The 16867-nt window shown below is 48.0% G+C and carries 14 protein-coding genes; 9 read left to right on the top strand and 5 right to left on the bottom strand.

Annotated elements, in window-relative coordinates; all coding sequences use genetic code 11:
* Window positions 1-107 precede the first annotated feature (107 nt).
* On the bottom strand, window positions 108-962 hold the full coding sequence (locus M3629_RS27745) for a hypothetical protein (RefSeq protein WP_251512121.1): 855 nt from the start codon (window positions 960-962) through the stop codon (window positions 108-110).
* A 10-nt stretch (window positions 963-972) separates the two neighbouring features.
* Window positions 973-2964: a M1 family metallopeptidase gene (locus M3629_RS27750; protein WP_251512123.1), complete on the bottom strand. Its 1992-nt coding sequence runs from the start codon at window positions 2962-2964 to the stop codon at window positions 973-975.
* A gap of 101 nt (window positions 2965-3065) precedes the next feature.
* Here M3629_RS27750 and M3629_RS27755 point away from each other — a divergent pair, with 101 nt between their 5' ends.
* On the top strand, window positions 3066-3569 hold the full coding sequence (locus M3629_RS27755) for a YwhD family protein (RefSeq protein ID WP_123067156.1): 504 nt from the start codon (window positions 3066-3068) through the stop codon (window positions 3567-3569).
* Between the two features lie 190 nt (window positions 3570-3759).
* On the opposite strand, the gene M3629_RS27760 is transcribed toward M3629_RS27755, so the two are convergent.
* Window positions 3760-5838 (bottom strand): transglycosylase domain-containing protein, encoded by a 2079-nt coding sequence (locus M3629_RS27760; RefSeq protein ID WP_251512125.1) that lies wholly within the window; start codon window positions 5836-5838, stop codon window positions 3760-3762.
* 259 nt (window positions 5839-6097) lie between these two features.
* Between M3629_RS27760 and speE the strand changes: the two genes are divergently transcribed.
* Together speE and speB are read left to right on the top strand one after the other, a co-directional pair.
* Entirely contained in the window at window positions 6098-6925 is an 828-nt protein-coding gene (gene speE, locus M3629_RS27765) for a polyamine aminopropyltransferase (RefSeq protein WP_251512127.1), read from the top strand.
* Between the two features lie 14 nt (window positions 6926-6939).
* Window positions 6940-7809, top strand: coding sequence for an agmatinase (speB, locus tag M3629_RS27770; RefSeq protein ID WP_090924873.1), 870 nt, complete (start codon window positions 6940-6942; stop codon window positions 7807-7809).
* 238 nt (window positions 7810-8047) lie between these two features.
* Here the strand turns inward: speB and M3629_RS28550 are convergent, their stop codons facing one another.
* Entirely contained in the window at window positions 8048-8179 is a 132-nt protein-coding gene (locus M3629_RS28550; protein ID WP_260410934.1) for a hypothetical protein, read from the bottom strand.
* Window positions 8180-8522: 343 nt separating this feature from the next.
* Here M3629_RS28550 and M3629_RS27775 point away from each other — a divergent pair, with 343 nt between their 5' ends.
* The 5 genes from M3629_RS27775 to argS all read left to right on the top strand — a co-directional run bounded on the left by M3629_RS27775 (window position 8523) and on the right by argS (window position 14243).
* Window positions 8523-9731 (top strand): hypothetical protein, encoded by a 1209-nt coding sequence (locus M3629_RS27775; RefSeq protein WP_251512128.1) that lies wholly within the window; start codon window positions 8523-8525, stop codon window positions 9729-9731.
* Between the two features lie 216 nt (window positions 9732-9947).
* A complete protein-coding gene (locus M3629_RS27780) occupies window positions 9948-11429 on the top strand; it encodes an alpha-N-arabinofuranosidase (protein ID WP_251512130.1) in 1482 nt (493 codons plus the stop codon).
* Window positions 11430-11432: 3 nt separating this feature from the next.
* Window positions 11433-11738, top strand: coding sequence for a DUF6171 family protein (locus tag M3629_RS27785; protein WP_251512132.1), 306 nt, complete (start codon window positions 11433-11435; stop codon window positions 11736-11738).
* Window positions 11739-12141: 403 nt separating this feature from the next.
* Window positions 12142-12567 carry a DUF1934 domain-containing protein gene (locus tag M3629_RS27790; protein ID WP_251512133.1) on the top strand — a complete coding sequence of 142 codons (426 nt, stop codon included), beginning with the start codon at window positions 12142-12144 and terminating at the stop codon, window positions 12565-12567.
* Window positions 12564-14243 carry an arginine--tRNA ligase gene (argS, locus tag M3629_RS27795; protein ID WP_251512135.1) on the top strand — a complete coding sequence of 560 codons (1680 nt, stop codon included), beginning with the start codon at window positions 12564-12566 and terminating at the stop codon, window positions 14241-14243. The genes M3629_RS27790 and argS overlap by 4 nt, the downstream gene beginning before the upstream one ends.
* A gap of 372 nt (window positions 14244-14615) precedes the next feature.
* On the opposite strand, the gene M3629_RS27800 is transcribed toward argS, so the two are convergent.
* On the bottom strand, window positions 14616-15770 hold the full coding sequence (locus tag M3629_RS27800; protein ID WP_251512137.1) for a S8 family peptidase: 1155 nt from the start codon (window positions 15768-15770) through the stop codon (window positions 14616-14618).
* A 480-nt stretch (window positions 15771-16250) separates the two neighbouring features.
* Between M3629_RS27800 and rpoE the strand changes: the two genes are divergently transcribed.
* Window positions 16251-16823, top strand: a complete 573-nt coding sequence (gene rpoE / locus M3629_RS27805; protein WP_251512139.1) for a DNA-directed RNA polymerase subunit delta — start codon at window positions 16251-16253, stop codon at window positions 16821-16823.
* Window positions 16824-16867: the final 44 nt, after the last annotated feature.

The following is a 16867-nucleotide window of genomic DNA, read 5'->3' on the forward strand; positions in this document are numbered from 1 at the left end:
GTCGAGGTTTGCGTATTTATACGCAATAACGAATGAAATGTTTAACATGAGAGGGTAACATTTTTTTATATTTGAAAGCGATATCAGATGGTGTATAACATCCTAGTTTAACGTATATGATTTTCATTTCTGGAGGCTGTGGACTGCCATAAACGGAAATGACTACATACTTTCCACATACTGAGTAGGCTTCGGGCAAGCGGATAGGATTGTTGCAGGATTAATCCGGATAGCCCCGTGAGGAACCATGAGGCCGAAGTGAATGCGCCAAAGACAAACAAATGAACGACTCCTAACACCAGCATAATACCGATGACAGCGAGGATGCGGCGCACAGCAATCCATAGTCCCTTGAACGTCCCGTGAATTGGCCCTTCTGCTTCCGGGTCAGAAATGCCAAACTGCATATAGAGCACTGCATGATGTACAATCCAGCCATAAACAATCCAGCCTGCTACATATGGAATGCCTGGGAGTAATAAGTGGAGAGAGTGAAAGCTGTCCATAATTGTAGAATACAATTTGGGTAGGAGCCAATACGCAGGCAGGAAAATGAGAACGGTACGTATGGTGTGTAACAGCATCATCGGTTTCCATAACTTTTTAATACCCCGAATGAAAGGAATGCGTTCCTCTGTAGAATGATAATGCTGCAGGGAGTAAAGCAGCCCTGCTTGAATAAGAGGACTGATTAGAAGACGAAGTAGCAACATGCCGCCCACAATCAACAGGTAATGCCGGACCTCCGGACCAGACAAGCTGAGCTGGCTTTCCATTTTGAATAAAAGTGTGCTTAGTTCGCCGACATCATCCGTTGGATAACGTAGTAATAGAGGAACGACAGCCGATTGAACTAATCGATAGATGAAGTAACCCCACATTAATTGATAGATAAACAAGAGTGCCGCAATAAACATATGCTGACGGACGAGAAACCAACCTTCACGAATTTTTGCTTTCACTGTCTCCACCTCACCATGACAGACCTCCGAATATGGCTTCAATTAGTTTCGTAGAACCCATGTTCCAGCGAAATTTGGCTTGCTCATCCAGTTTAGTTCTCAGGAAATTGTTCATATGGCGATTTTCGAGCACGATGTCATACAAAGGGTCGGTCATGGCCCAGGTGACAGGAGATGTATATGTGAGCTTGTAGGTGATGCGTTCCTCGCGGCCATCCCAGTGTTTGGTTACAGTATGGCCGTCCTCAAACGCAATCCGAACAGGAACCTTGGGGAAGTCACTCCCTTTTTTGGCAATGGTGACAGAGGACTCGTACATTTTTTTGCCATCCTTCTCTATAGAAGAAACGTTAATCTTCTCTACAGCAAAATCAGCCATGCCGCTGCGGTAGACGTACTGGTCAAAGTAATCCGCCCAGGAGGTGCGGGTGACTTGCTCAACCACCTTCTGAAAATCACCCGTTGCGGGATGTTTAAAACGATATTTTTTTACATATGTCGAAAGGATTCGTTCCATGGTCTTCGCTCCGACTTGCTGTTCAATGCCGAGAAGCACCAGTTTGCCCCTTGTGTACACGTTGGAAGCATATTGACTCTGTGAGTCAAACTTCCACGATGGCTGTGTTAGAGGAGCCGGAGAGGTGATCAGACCGGATTGTACCGACAGGTTCGGAATCAGTCCGTATTCCTGTTCCATCAGTTTATCTTCTGCGTAGGAGGTAAACCCTTCATCCAGCCAGGCCTCCTCAAATTCATTGCTCGCAACCATACCGTAGAAGTATTGATGTCCAATTTCATGTACAACGGTGCGCTCCAGATCGTAACCCGGTGTTGTATCATCTGCTCCAAAAGCCGTAACGAGTGTAGGGTACTCCATACCTCCGGCCCCGTTTGCAGCTTTTGGCGGGACGACGATAGATAACGTGGCATAAGGATAGGGACCAAACCATTTGCTGTAGTTCGTTAATGCGGCTTTGGCGGCAAAGAGATAACGTTCCTTCAAATCCTGATGTGCCGGATCAAGGTAGAGTTTGATACGTACGCCAGGTACGTTGGGAGCAGAGAAGGGTTCTTCCGCATAGACAAAATCAGGCGAGGCGGCCCAAGCGAAATCATGCACATCATCGGCATAAAATTGATATACCTTTTCGCCGTTCTTCAAGGCTGCCTGCTGCGTTGGGAATCCAGTTGCGGCTACTTTGTATGTTTCGGGTACCCGGATACGCACACTGTATATACCGAAGTCGGCATAGAACTCGGAGTTCCCGTGATACTGATGCAGATTCCAGCCTTCTACGGTACGGCCCCGTCTTCCAACAGGCTCGTAGGCACTGAGTTTAGGAAACCACTGACCTGCCATGACAAAATCATCCGTTTTGCCCATCCTTGCGAAAATTTTAGGCAAACTCACTTCGAACGTTGTACGGATTGTGATGCTTTCCCCGCCTTTGACGGGTTTGGGTAGACGAACCTTGATCAGCGTTTTGTCTTTGATGTTTCCGTCATCCGGCTGTACATACTGCATCCGGTGAAGCAGAGAGAGCCCGTCCTCCGTCTGCATGTCAGTAAATTTCATGGAGCCATAACCATCTGTGGGCATGACATCGCCGCGAAGTTTACCGCCCGATTCTTTCATAAATGTAGTATCCCCAGAGGAGAATGCATTAGGGTACATATGAAAATACAGTTCATTCACCGTTTTTTTTCCCGGATGAGTCCAGGTTATGGTCTGCGTGCCTTGTAGTGTGTTCCCCTCGTTTAGCTTCACATCCATGTGGTATTCCACCACACGTTTGCTGTATACCTCGGCTGTAGGAGATTGTACGCTTTCCGGGGGGGCGGGGGCTCCTGTTTTGGCTGGAGGCTTGCCCGATTCTGGAGCGAGTACGGGTAACTCAGATGAGATGGAGCGATTGTAACCGAGTGTGATCCATACCCCTCCTGCAAATAGGCATAAGGCCAGGGATATGATGAGCCAGCTCTTGGCGCGTCGTGGAATCATCGTTAAATACCTCCCGTTGACAAGCATCTACAGCATGTATATGTTTGCAATGGGCCGATTATTAGTTAAAATATTTATATCAACTCTTGGAGGCTATGAACATGGACCAAAATGAGCAAAACGGCAAGAAACAGATTGCCTTGAATATCGTGAGTGCTAAAAGCAAACATAAAGGTTTCGGTGCAGGTTCCATTGACCTGAACAACCTTTCACCGGTCATCATTGATCAGGGTGAAGCCAAAATCGACGTTGGTGCCATGCACGCGAAGAGTAAAGTGGAACGGGGAATCAAGTTTTCAACCAATCGTGAAGATGTTCCAAATGGTCGCCAAGTATGGTTGGTATGGGTCGCTGTGGATCGTACAGAGCAAGGACAGTTGTATGGCGGGGCAACGGCATGTGAGATGTGGATTGATACGGAAGCCAAACGAGGTTGGAAACTGCTTGCGGATCACGTCAACCGGATGGATTATGCGATGAAACGCCGATTTATGCTGGATGAGCTGGGACCGGAAGACAAAGCGGCACTGAAGACGCTTTTGATCTCTCATAATGAAGAATGGTGGAATGCATCCCCGGATGAATTGAAAGAGGCACTTGCCTAAGGGGAAAAAGGATAAAGCAACAAGCCCCGAACCGGAATAGCTGGTTGCGGGGCTTGTTTTATTTTATGAGATGAAGACGTAGCGAAGGCTCCATACAGTCATCTGCATATTTATGAAGACTCCTTGAAATGGAATGGAGTCTGTTAAACCCAGTAATCTCATGACGCAATCAAGTCATTACGGATATGCGTCACTCTACCCACCAGCGTTTGAAATCACTCCACCAGGAATGCTTCTGCTCTTGAATTCCCTTTTGATTCTCTGCCGCACGTTCTTTTTCATCCTGCGCAGCATCCCGTTTCTCTTCCTCGCCACGGCAGACTTCAGTGGGCTCCGTTCCTTGAATAAACACTTCCAGGCGCTTATCTTCACAGCCGTTGCCTGCGAGTTTTCCGGTCTCCGGATTAATGTATACACTCACGACCTGATCAGGTACGGAGAAGATTTTGGGTGGTACACTTGCAAGGGCTTGTTCCGTAAACTGAGCAAAGATCGGTGCAGCGCGCCGGCCATCCGATGTCGAGATCGCTTTGCCCTGATCGTAGCCAACCCATACAGCGGTGGACAGCTCTGGGGTGAATCCAACCAACCAGGCATCGGTATTCGTTGTTCCCGTTTTGCCGGCTACCGGGCGTTTAATTGTAGCAGATACCCGATTGCCCGTGCCTCCGTTCTCGAACACACTTTCCATCAGACGTGTCAATACATAGGCTGCTGCCGGTTCAACCACTGTTTCTGCTTGGATCTGCGGAGATTCGTACAATACGCGTCCTGCCGCGTCTGTTATTTGCAAGATGGCTACGTGGGGTGTCCTTTGTCCTCCGGCAGCAATAACGGAGAAGGCGGAGGCCATCTCAAGCGGACTGACAGGTGAAGTACCTAGTGCCAGAGATGGCACAGGACTCAGCTTACTTGTGATACCAAGATTCTGGGCCATACTTACGACTTTCTCAGGGCCAACCTTCATAATAGTGTTCACAGCATAGATATTGTCGGACGCAGCGATGGCTTGCCGAAGATCAATCTCGCCCAAATATTTATCACCGAAGTTACCGGGTTTGTAGGTTTTGCGATCATTGTCATAGTGGAACAGGGTAGGTTCGCTGTTGAAAATGGATGCACTGGTAAGCTGCTTCGATTCGAGAGCAGCGAGATACATAATCGGCTTAAAGGCTGATCCCGGCTGGCGTGTTGTCGTCAGCACGTGGTTGATCTGATTGGTACGATAGTTTTTGCCACCAACCATCGCTTTAATGTAACCGGTGCGGGGGTCAATGGACACGAGTGCCGTTTCCAGCTCGCTTTTTGCATCCATGCCTTTGACAACGGCCGTTTCCGCAGCTTTCTGCACACGTAAATCCAGTGTCGTGTAGATGTTCAGCCCGCCGTGATCCAGCATCGCTTCGCTGATGCCGAGCTCCTTCACAGCGAGATTTCGAATATAGTCGCGGAAATAAGGCGCGTTTTCCACTGTCTTGCGCTCGCTCTCAGGTTTGAAATTCAGCATTTCTTCATAGGCGGAGTCTGCTTGTTTTTGCGTAATCTTACCCGTTTCGATCATGGCTTTCAGTACGATTTTCTGCCGATCCTTGGCATTTTTCATATGATTGTAGGGTGAATAATAAGTCGGTCCCTTCGGAATACCCGCAAGCATAGCGCTCTCGGCCAGATCAAGTTTCTTTGCGGATTTTCCAAAATACATCTGCGCAGCTGCCTCAATGCCATAAGCGCCGTGACCGTAATAAATTTCATTCAGGTACATCTGCAAAATTTCATCTTTACTGTATTTCATCTCTAGCTGTGCGGTGTACATCGCTTCCTTGGCTTTGCGTGTCCAGGTTTTCTCATGGGATAGGTAGAGGTTACGTGCCAGCTGCTGCGTTAACGTACTTGCTCCCTGAGACATTCGCATGTGCTGAATATTGACAAGAACCGCCCGCCCCATGCCCTGGATGTCAAAGCCGAAATGCTGTCTAAATTTGCGATCCTCTACGGCTAGTGTAGCGTTCACTAAGTCAGGGGTAATATCCTGAAGTTGAACGGGGATAGAATCCTTGCCGCCAGCGGAAAATGTGGCAATCACCTCGCCTTGACTATCAAGTAGTCTGGAGTTGCGATCCGAGTCAGCCAAGGGAAGGCTGGTAGCGTATAGATATACCAGAATAGCAGCTGTGGCAATCAGGCCAAGCGCCATCAATATGGATAGATATTTGAAGAATCGGAGTACACGGAACCCGCGTTTGCGGGTCTTGACACTTGGCTTGTTCATGGAACGGGCTCCTCTCTTTTCTTTCCAGTATGGGAAGGGAACAACCGGGATATTCAGTCTTGCTGTGAAGTGAACAAATTCTAGCCAATTTTGGCCTGAAAACCGTTTTACAGTTGAATCATCTATCGCGTATAATGCAAAAGGGTAATGAAAAGGTAGGGTTCGGCACAACATACTAAAGCATGTGTGGACGAACAGACCAGTGATTATGCATTTTAAAATGATCACTCATTACTTTTATGGAAAGAAGGTAGCGATCATGGAATTGTGGTTTACAGAGAAGCAGACCCCTGTGTTCGGCATTACCGCTAAGATTAAGCAGACTTACGTCACGGAGCAAACGGATTTCCAGGATCTCGCGATGGTTGAAACCGAAGAATTCGGCAATATGCTTGTACTGGACGGCATGGTGATGACGACGGTTAAGGACGAGTTTGTATATCATGAAATGGCGGCACATCCGGCCTTGAACACTCACCCTAATCCGAAAAAAGTGCTGGTGGTTGGCGGTGGTGACGGCGGTGTGATCCGTGAAGTCATCAAACACGCGTCTGTAGAAAAAGCAGTTCTCGTCGAAATCGACGGTAAAGTGATCGAATATTCCAAAATGTATTTACCTGAAATCGCCGGTAAGCTCGATGAGCCGAACGTGGAAGTGCTCGTTAACGATGGTTATATGCATATTATTGAACATAAAGATGAGTACGATGTCATTATCGTAGACTCAACAGAACCTGTGGGTCCTGCTGCTCCGCTCTTCGAGCGCGGTTTCTATCAGGGGATCTATGAAGCGCTCAAAGAAGACGGAATCTTCGTTGCCCAGACGGACAACCCTTGGTTTAAGGCGGATCTGATCCAGAAGGTGAACAAAGACGTCAAAGAAATCTTCCCGATCGTACATGTGTACGGCTGTAATATTCCAACTTACCCAAGTGGTCTATGGACATTTACCATGGGCAGCAAAAGGCATGATCCACTTCAGGTGGACGAGACTCAAATTCCGGAGATGAATACGAAGTATTACTCTCCGCGTCTGCACAAAGCAGCATTTGTACTTCCAAAATTCGTGGAAGATTTAACGAAATAAAGGGGAAATGAACAATGAAACTGGATCAAGCTTATTCAGGAAACGTATTTATTTGCAGCTCTGAAGATTATGAAAACTCCAAAGCGGTCATCTACGGCATGCCGATGGACTACACCGTCAGCTTCCGCCCGGGTTCGCGTTTCGGCCCGGCTCATATCCGTCAGGCATCGGTTGGACTTGAAGAGTACAGCCCGTATCTGGATAAAAGTATCGTGGATATGACCTATTTTGATGCGGGAGACCTGCTTTTGCCGTTCGGCAACGCGGGACGAAGCCTTGAGGTTATCCATGAGTACATCGGCAACCTGCTGGCAGATGACAAGTTCCCGATTGGCCTGGGCGGCGAGCATCTGGTGACATGGCCCGTGATTCAACAGATGTACAAGAAATACCCGGATCTGATCCTGATCCACATTGATGCACACGCAGACCTTCGTGAACACTATGAAGGCGAGCCTCTGTCTCACTCCACACCTGTGCGTAAAGCTGCTGAACTGATGGGCGGTCAAAATATTTATCAATTCGGTATCCGTTCCGGCTCCCGCGAGGAATTCCAGTATGGTCGTGAGAACATTAACTTCTACCCGTTTGAAGTAGCGGCTCCAATGAAGGAAGCTCTTCCGAAAATGGGCAACCGTCCAGTTTATGTAACGATCGACATCGACGTGCTTGATCCGTCTGCTGCACCAGGAACTGGAACAGCAGAAGCTGGCGGAATCACATCCAAAGAACTGCTTGAAGCGGTACACATGATTGCTGGATCGGATGTGAACGTTGTTGGCTGTGACTTGGTGGAAGTAGCCCCGATCTATGATCCGACACAACAGACACAGATCGTAGCTGCCAAGTTGATTCGTGAAATGCTGCTTGGATTCGTGAAGTAAGTGAACTTAACTTCTGTTTCGAGCTATGTTATACTGGAAACAGAAGTGTTAGTAATATATTTAATTAATATATTGCGGTCGTGAAGTATAGAGTCTGCGGGTTCGACCATATACTAAATAAAGAGCCATTACCGCGCCAACGGTAATGACTCTTAGGACCCGAAAGGCTGTGGATTGTCACGGCGTGCAAGAATTAAATAATGCTATTCAAGCAAAACCCACCGTCAGGCGATCAACCTTATGAGGTGGGTTTTTGCTTGTTACGAAACTTTTTACGCAACCAACGGTAAAGCCTTCGTCCACTCAGCACAATGCTGAGGATCGCAGCAATCCACCGGATTACATCAAGCAACGCCACAAGTTTGACCATCGACGTCACCCCCTTTCGGACAGCAACGCGGTGATCATAAAACATCCACACTCAATCATAAGTCCATACCTCTAATTATAGCACATATGTTCCTATTGCAACCATATTTATAATTCAACCTGTTGTAGCCATGACGGGTTATGATGGCTATTCAGTCTTATTCATTGTCATAAAGAATGAATGGAGACAGAGACACATAACGTATTGCACACCACCTTTAACCAGATGAACTCCATCATGGGTAAAGGTGGTTTTTTTCTTGCGAAATTGTCATCTGCGTTTACCCGAAATGTTACGTTATGATGCACGATTTGGGGTAAAACGATAGAAGGAGGTGTTACCAATGAGAATCAAGACAACCAAGAACACCAAGACATGGAAACGAGCAAGTGTGATAACTCTAGTGCTTACACTATTATGGGGAACGGGACAGGCTCATACATTGCCTGATGCTAGCGCAGCACCTTCAACCGCAACATGTGGCACAGGAGATCATGGACTGACATCAGAATTGAAAAAGGGCAGTGGCGTGGAAGGGCAACAGTTGCAATTCACGGATATTGACTTTCTTAATCCAAATACCGGACGAGCCGCAGGCGATGGATTCCTGATTGGAACCTCGAATGCAGGGTGTACCTGGCAATCTATTTATACTGGGCAGTGGCAGTTTAAACAGTTGAATTTTCCGAATAACGTCACCGGTTATGCACTCGCAGGAACGAAAGACTCTACTGTAACCTATCTTATTCGTACGGATGATGGGGGTTCACATTGGAAGAGACTTGATACACCGGGTATAGCACCATTCAAGCGGATTGATTTCAGGGATAAAAATACGGGCTATGGATACACCTATAACGGAGCATATCGAACTGCCGATGGCGGTATGACATGGAGTAAAATAACTACACCGGCTAACACGAGGGCCGCTATGTTCACTACAGACAAGCTGGGATATGCGGTTGTAGCTGTACCCGGATTGGGTTATAAGCTTGAGAAGACGAGCGATGGAGGCAAGAACTGGACTATGACTCTTCTGGTTCAATCCGGTACATGGAGCGGAGCGGACCTGTATGCAAATGGATATCAGGTATATGCTATCCTGTATGGAGATGCGGGCATGTCCCAGCAATCGTATTCACTCTATGCGAGCGGTGATCAAGGTAAGCGGTGGAGGCAAGTTTTTGCCCAATCGACAGCAGGTGCAGGGCCAGCTCCTGGTGCCAATCAAGAGGGCAATGGGACCGGCCCGGCTAATCCTGGCGGGCATCCCGGTAACATGGCACTGATCGGAAATCAAACTGCCTATCTCTCGGCTGGCTCACCTGCAGCGGACAGAATTGGAATTGGAATTGGACGTTCCTTTGATGTAGGCTCCACGTGGAAAAACCATGATCTGAAAGTTAAAGGCTATAGCTCCCGTATCTCGTTCCCGGCAGTTAAGACTGGCTGGCTTGTGGTGACAAGCGGGAGTTCACCTGCCGTTTATGCAACAACAGATGGTGGAATGACATGGTTACCAAAAATTTTATTCAAGTCAGAACAAAATTAACAAATGATAGAATGAATTTATGTCTTTGCTAATTCAAATCAAAACGGATATCTACGGCATTTTGATTCGATTGAAGAGATATGATATCCAAAAAAGCCCTTTTCCCTGAAAACTAACGTGGAAAAGGGCTTTTTGTTCAGGAAATAAAAGGGTTGAAACCTATCTGGAAACAGGTTATTGTAAGCGGTGACAACATATTTCAAGGAGGTTGAAATAATGGTTAATGTTATTTTAAAGGCTGATTCAGATAAAGGATTAATAAATCGCAATATATATGGTCATTTCTCTGAGCATTTGGGACGTTGTATTTACGAAGGGTTATGGGTGGGAGAAGATTCATCTATTCCGAATACAGAAGGGATACGTAACGATGTGCTTATGGCACTTCAGAAGCTGAACATTCCAGTGCTTCGCTGGCCAGGCGGATGTTTTGCCGATGAGTATCACTGGAAAGATGGTGTGGGTCCCAAAAGTAAACGTGCGCGTATGATCAATACTCACTGGGGGGGCGTGGAGGAGAACAACCATTTTGGTACACATGAATTCATGAGATTGTGTGAGTTGCTGGGGGCTGAACCTTATATTAGCGGCAACCTGGGCAGCGGAACCGTTCAGGAAATGCAGGAGTGGGTAGAGTACATTACGTTTGATGGTGAGTCTCCTATGGCGAACTGGCGGAAGCAAAACGGCCGGGAAGAACCGTGGAAGCTGAAGTATTTCGGTGTCGGCAATGAGAACTGGGGTTGTGGTGGCAACATGCGTCCAGAGTATTATGCGGATGAATATCGTCGTTACGCTACATACGTACGTAATTATTCAGGAAATCAGATCTATAAAATTGCTTGTGGACCGAACGATAGCAACTATGAGTGGATGGAAGTGTTGATGCGGGAAGCAGCCCGTTTCATGGATGGCATTAGCCTTCATTATTACACAATTCCAACGGGTGTATGGGAAGACAAAGGGAATGCCACCGGTTTTGGAGAGGCTGAATGGTTCACTACATTGAAGAAAACTTTGTTTATGGATGAATTGCTCGTAAAACACTCCGAGATTATGGACAAATATGACCCGGAGGGTCGAGTAGGGATTATCGTAGATGAGTGGGGCACGTGGTACAACGTTGAGCCGGGAACTAATCCGGGGTTTCTCTATCAGCAGAATACAATGCGTGATGCTGTGCTGGCCGCGGTAAATCTAAACATTTTCAACCAGCATAATAAACGGGTGCATATGGCAAATCTGGCCCAGATCGTCAATGTACTGCAATCACTTGTGCTCACTGAAGGGGATAAAATGCTCCTGACGCCAACGTACCACGTGTTTGATATGTATCAAGTTCATATGGATGCGCAGCGTCTGGATCTTAGCTATGATAGCCCGGGATATACGTTTGGAGAAGAGACGATTCCGCAGCTTAGCTTGTCTGCCTCACGTAACAAAGACGGTGTTATTCATCTAACCGCTTGTAATTTGAGTCATACGGATGAGCTTGAAGTAGTCTTGCAACTGGAGGCAGGTCAAGCGGCAAGCGTATCGGGGCAGTTGCTCCATAACACTGACTTTGGGGCATTTAATACATTTGAACAGCCGGATCAGGTGAAACTTGTAACTTGGGAAGGGCTTGTTTTAGAGAATAATACACTGCGTTTTGTGTTACCTCCGGCTTCCGTTGGTGTGGTCGCTGTTCAGGGTTAAAGTATGAAGCCTAGCAATCACCAATACCAACAGCAGCCCCGGGAGGGAAGAAACGAACCCTGTAAAGGTTGTGACAGCCAGTATGATATTCATATCAGTGATGCCAAAATGGCCCGTCTGGTGGAGATCGCTTCACGCTCACGCACTACGGTAGAGGATGAGGAGTATGAGCGTCGCCTTGCGATCTGCTCAGGCTGCCCTGATCTGCAATACGGAACAACATGCAGGCACTGCGGCTGTTTTGTACAAGTGCGTGCCAAACTGGCCGATTCTACCTGCCCTTACCCGTATGCATCGCAGTGGGCATGAACGGAGTGCATCATTTTCAGTTTGGAACAGGGTATACATGTATGTTGTTATACTGCCTGAACACTTGTCATTATAATGAAGTAAGAAAGCAAGCTTCATGAAGCAAAGTGGCAAAATGAATGAAGTCAGACAGCCAGATGATGAAGCAAAATAACGAGATAGATATGAATTAAGGGAGGGTTGCGCGATATGGATGCGGCTCTCCTTTTTGGTGTCTTAACAAAAAAACTCTGAATTTGGATTTGAATTGAGCGGGTGAACTGGATATAGTTATACAGTAGAGTGTAGGAGAGTAAGTTATTCGGAATATGAGCGTGTATAGCGACACAACCATACAGGAAGGACTGTTCTCACCGGCCGTCCTGATTTTGCGTCGCCTCGAATATAATGGAGGTTAACATTCATGTCGAAGATGCGACCGGTTCAGATCCGGCTGCACAGCCGTTATGAAGGGGAAGATGTACTGCAGGAAATGCAGGGAGAAGCGGTGGTCAAGGGGGCATACTTATATGTTCGTTACGAAGAACCGCAGGCTGGGCCCGAGGGAGGCATTACCCGTACAACATTGAAGCTGGGCGGACAATCCATCAAGATTATACGTCATGGTGAGGTGGAGTCGGAGCAGACGTTTGAATTAAACCGTAAGCTTCCAGGTTTCTACCGTTCACCATATATGTCGTTTGCCCTGTCCACGCATACACAGAAGCTGGAACTTTCCATTCAGGGATTGAGCGCACGCGCAGCGTGGAGCTACGACTTTTACCGCTTTGATGAAGAGACCGGACATTTTGCGATTAGTTTGCATATACAGGAGGAACCAAATTCATGACACGTAATCCACTAGATACGATTAACGAACGGGTAAGTACAGCCATCGGCAATGCGATTGTTGCTGCTGGCATCGTAACACAGGAAGAGCTTCCAGCTATTTCGCTAGAAGTACCGCGCGAGAAGTCCCACGGTGATCTGGCTACCAATGCAGCGATGCAATTGACCAAGATTGCTAAGCGAAACCCTCGTCAGATTGCCGAGGAAATCATCGCTAACCTGAATCTTGCAGAAGCCGGAATTGAAAAGGCGGAGATTGCTGGACCAGGATTCATTAACTTCAAATTGAACAAGAGTTATCTCTATCCCGTGCTTAACTTGGTGCATGAGCAAGGAGAGAACTACGGAAGAATCGATGTTGGAGCGGGGAAAAAGGTGGAGATGGAATTTGTCAGCGCCAACCCGACAGGCAGTCTGCATCTGGGCCATGCCCGCGGAGCAGCTGTAGGGGATGCGCTGTGCAACATCCTCGATTACGCAGGTTACGATGTAACTCGTGAATATTACATTAATGATGCGGGTAACCAGGTATTTAATCTGGCCCGTTCTATTGAAGCGCGTTATCTGCAAGAGCTGGGTCAAGAAGCTGAAATGCCGGAAGATGGATACCATGGCGAAGACATTAAAGGTTTCGCGAAGGAACTGGTTGCTGAAAAAGGAGACAGCTTGCTGTCTATGCACCCGGGAGATCGCGCGGCATATTTCCGTGATTATGGTCTGGAGAAAGAACTCGACAAGATCAAACGTGACCTGAACCGCTTCCGAGTGAATTTCGACATCTGGTTCAGTGAAACGTCACTGTATGATAACGGTGAGGTGCTTCGCGTGTTGGACGAGCTACGTGACCGCAACGAAATTTACGAAAAAGAAGGCGCAACCTGGCTAAAAACGATGCAATATGGTGATGACAAGGAGCGCGTTCTGATCAAAAACGACGGTACGTATACCTACCTGACGCCAGATATTGCATATCACCGTGATAAGTATTCCCGTGGTTATGACACGATGATCAACATTTGGGGAGCCGATCACCATGGATACATTCCTCGGATGAAAGCAGCTATGCAGGCACTAGGCAACGATCCGGAAAAGCTGGTTGTTTTGATTGCACAGATGGTTAGTTTGTTCCAGAATGGCGAGAAAGTAAAAATGTCCAAACGTACAGGTAAAGCTGTAACGATGGAAGACCTGATGGATGAAGTGGGTATTGATGCCATCCGTTATTTCTTCACGATGCGCAGCATGGATTCCCATCTGGATTTTGACATGGATTTGGCGATTTCGACATCCAACGAAAATCCGGTATTCTACGTACAATATGCGCATGCGCGTGTGTGCAGTGTGTATCGTCAGGCCGAAGAGCAAGGTATCGAGCTGCTGCCACTGGAACAGATCGATCTGTCCAAGCTGACTACCGAGCACGAGTATGACCTTCTTCGTAAAATGGGAGAATTACCTGAAGAGATCGCTGCGGCGGCTACGGGTTATGCGCCGCATCGCATCATTCGTTATGTTTACGAACTGGCATCCCTGTTCCATAGTTACTACCGGGCTGAGCGCGTCATTATCGAAGACGCGCAGCAGACCCAGGCGCGCCTGGCGTTGATCGGCGCCGTTCGCACCGTCATCGCGACAGCGCTCCGTCTGGTGGGCGTATCCGCACCAGACAAAATGTAATTTCTTCGGCCAAGTGGCGGACACCTTCCTGCCGCTCGGCCGAAGGCAAAGTCTCCATGCCCCCGCGCGAGCATTTACTAATGCGCGCGGGCATGGAGACTTTTTTTGTGCCCGTGGCTGGCAGCAGCCAGCACCTGGCCCTTTGCAGGTACTGGCGATGATCGCCAAGTACCCGTAAAGGGCAAAGGCTTGCCGCCTGCCGTGGGCACCAAGCAGTGCCCTGCATCGGCACAGCCGCGGGCACTGCTTCAAGAGCAGGCTCGGTTGTGCCTGCTCTCGCTCTTGCCTGCTGCGCAAGGCATGCCCGGCAGTGGCCGGCATCCGTTGCTGCGCAGCATAGGTGTGCCGGCGGCTCGCACATGCGCTGCCGGGTTACCCGTCGCCCTCTTGCATCAGCTTGAGGGCGTCTAGCTCGCCACCGCGGATTTTACTCTTCGCGGTGGTGCTTTTGCGTGCGCGCAGCGGAACCGTCGCGCGCTTCACAAGGGTCTTGATCTCGGCTGGAGACAAGCCGGGATGTTTGGCGAGCAGCAGTGCGATTGCGCCGCTCACATGGGAGGTTGCCATGGATGTGCCACTCATCTCATGGTGCTTGCCTTGCACCCAGGAGGACACGATTTTATCCCCGGGGGCATAGACATCCACATAAGCACCGCGATTGCTGAATGAAGCAATACGTCTGTTTTTGTCGGTAGCACCAACCGAGATCGTTTGCGGATATCGAGCGGGATAATCGATACTGCGGCGTTTGCCGTCATTTCCTGACGAAGCCACAATAACGATCCCTGCATGATACGCACGGTTAACCACATCAAGCAAAGATTTACTTCGTGTTTTCATACCAAAACTCATATTAATAATATCCACCTTGTTGCGTACACACCAGTCGATGCCGAGTACAATGTCCGAGACATAAGCAGAGCCGTTGTGATCAAAGGCTTTGACGGGGTAGATTATTGAACGAGGGGCAACGCCGATCATGCCTTCAGTACTGTTGGCTGCGGCAATGGTTCCTGCAATATGGGTACCGTGACCGTTGTCATCATGGGGAAGCAAGCTTCGGTTCAACAGATTAATGCCACGGGCAAGGGAGTATCGTAGGTCAGGATGGTGGTAATCTGCACCTGTATCAATAACACCAATTTTGATCCGGTGTCCTGTCGAAACAGACCATACTTTAGGGGCTCGAATCTGTTTCACACCCCAGGGTATGCCTTGAGGGGTGCTTGGTTTGTTGTGGAGTGCAGTAGAATGCAGTGATACAGGAATATCTTCCTCTAACGTAATGTCGTCCCCGTATCGATATAACACGTCCGGGCTCTGGACAGGAGCGATGAGAGTTCTGGCAAGCCTTGAGGTTCGAACGCCTCCCAGAGCGGTGAATTCATTGCGCATTCGGGATAATTCAACGAGACAGGCCTCGTACTGCTGCGGTTTGGCGAATCGAATCAGATAACGTCCCCCGTGTGCAGGCTCGGGGCATCTCATTCCGTCAATCAACTGATGCAATAAACCGGTATAGTCCATTATGGGCTGCCCCCTTCGGGATGAACATGCTGAGGTATTCTATGAATGCGTTCATCCCGGCGCATGGGGAACTTGCCCTTTTTTTATAAAAACACATTCTCTCCGTGTCAAAACGGGCGCAGGTACATATGATGGATGGAGGGCTAGAGGGCTCTTGCGGGGAACCTGGTGAGGAGCAATCCTACGAGGGTATACAGTCAGAAGGCGGAGGGGACTCCGTCTTTTACATATGATTTGGGCTTTTGTTCATAGTGATAACGTACATGGTATTCATTGCTTACTTATCATTCTGTCGATCAAGATGAGCAGATTGCAATATGGATTAAAGGGCGACTGTGTAAATATGGGACATGCTTACATAAAAACTTGCTTTTTAACGCTAAATAGGTTTTACTTAGGTTTGTTAATGGATATGTTATACGTAACGATCCAGTTTGCAGGGGATATAATGCGAATTATGTGTGAGAGGAAGTGTCTTTAGTGAGTACCTCGCTCAATTTGAAAATTGATAAAGAAAAGGTAAGAGAGATCCCTTTGGTGGATCTGGCCTTTATGGTGCTGAAAGCGGCTAATACGCCGTATTACTACCGGGATTTGATGAATGAGGTAGCGAAACAGCGCGGAATGACAGATGAAGAGATCAACGAGTATATCGCCCAGCTGTATACCGAAATTAATATCGATGGCCGTTTTGCATGCGTCGGTACGAGTCTTTGGGGATTGAAACGCTGGTATCCGGTTGCTGGATCAGAAGATTCCATGACAGGTGCGAAGCGTCCGCGTATCATCAACGATGAAGATGATGATCTGGAAGACGAAGACTTCGGTGAAGAGGACGACAGCTACAACAGTGACGAAGACTTCGACAGCACAGATGATGATCAAGACGAAGATGATGACGATGATGACGATGATGACGACATCTTCGATGAAGAAGACAGTGAAGAAGAAGTGCTGGTTGAAGATGACGATTTGGAAGATGAAGACCTCGATGAAGACGATGAAGAGTCCGAAGACGAGGATGAATTTGACGACGATTCCGATAAACGGTAATCCTTTTTGCTGACGAAAAATTGCCCGTTTTTTCCCCGATAGTC

The sequence above is a fragment of the Paenibacillus polysaccharolyticus genome (assembly GCF_023714295.1).
Classification (GTDB): Bacteria; Bacillota; Bacilli; order Paenibacillales; family Paenibacillaceae; genus Paenibacillus; species Paenibacillus polysaccharolyticus_A.

Excerpts from the sequence above, each read along its gene's own strand:
- M3629_RS27750 (WP_251512123.1), bottom strand. The coding sequence starts at position 2,964 with ATGATTCCACGACGCGCCAAGAGCTGGCTCATCATATCCCTGGCCTTA.
- M3629_RS27760 (WP_251512125.1), bottom strand. The coding sequence starts at position 5,838 with ATGAACAAGCCAAGTGTCAAGACCCGCAAACGCGGGTTCCGTGTACTC.
- M3629_RS27780 (WP_251512130.1), top strand. The coding sequence starts at position 9,948 with ATGGTTAATGTTATTTTAAAGGCTGATTCAGATAAAGGATTAATAAAT.
- M3629_RS27790 (WP_251512133.1), top strand. The coding sequence starts at position 12,142 with ATGTCGAAGATGCGACCGGTTCAGATCCGGCTGCACAGCCGTTATGAA.
- M3629_RS27800 (WP_251512137.1), bottom strand. The coding sequence starts at position 15,770 with ATGGACTATACCGGTTTATTGCATCAGTTGATTGACGGAATGAGATGC.
- M3629_RS27775 (WP_251512128.1), top strand. The coding sequence starts at position 8,523 with ATGAGAATCAAGACAACCAAGAACACCAAGACATGGAAACGAGCAAGT.
- argS (WP_251512135.1), top strand. The coding sequence starts at position 12,564 with ATGACACGTAATCCACTAGATACGATTAACGAACGGGTAAGTACAGCC.
- M3629_RS28550 (WP_260410934.1), bottom strand. The coding sequence starts at position 8,179 with ATGGTCAAACTTGTGGCGTTGCTTGATGTAATCCGGTGGATTGCTGCG.
- speE (WP_251512127.1), top strand. The coding sequence starts at position 6,098 with ATGGAATTGTGGTTTACAGAGAAGCAGACCCCTGTGTTCGGCATTACC.
- M3629_RS27785 (WP_251512132.1), top strand. The coding sequence starts at position 11,433 with ATGAAGCCTAGCAATCACCAATACCAACAGCAGCCCCGGGAGGGAAGA.
- M3629_RS27755 (WP_123067156.1), top strand. The coding sequence starts at position 3,066 with ATGGACCAAAATGAGCAAAACGGCAAGAAACAGATTGCCTTGAATATC.
- speB (WP_090924873.1), top strand. The coding sequence starts at position 6,940 with ATGAAACTGGATCAAGCTTATTCAGGAAACGTATTTATTTGCAGCTCT.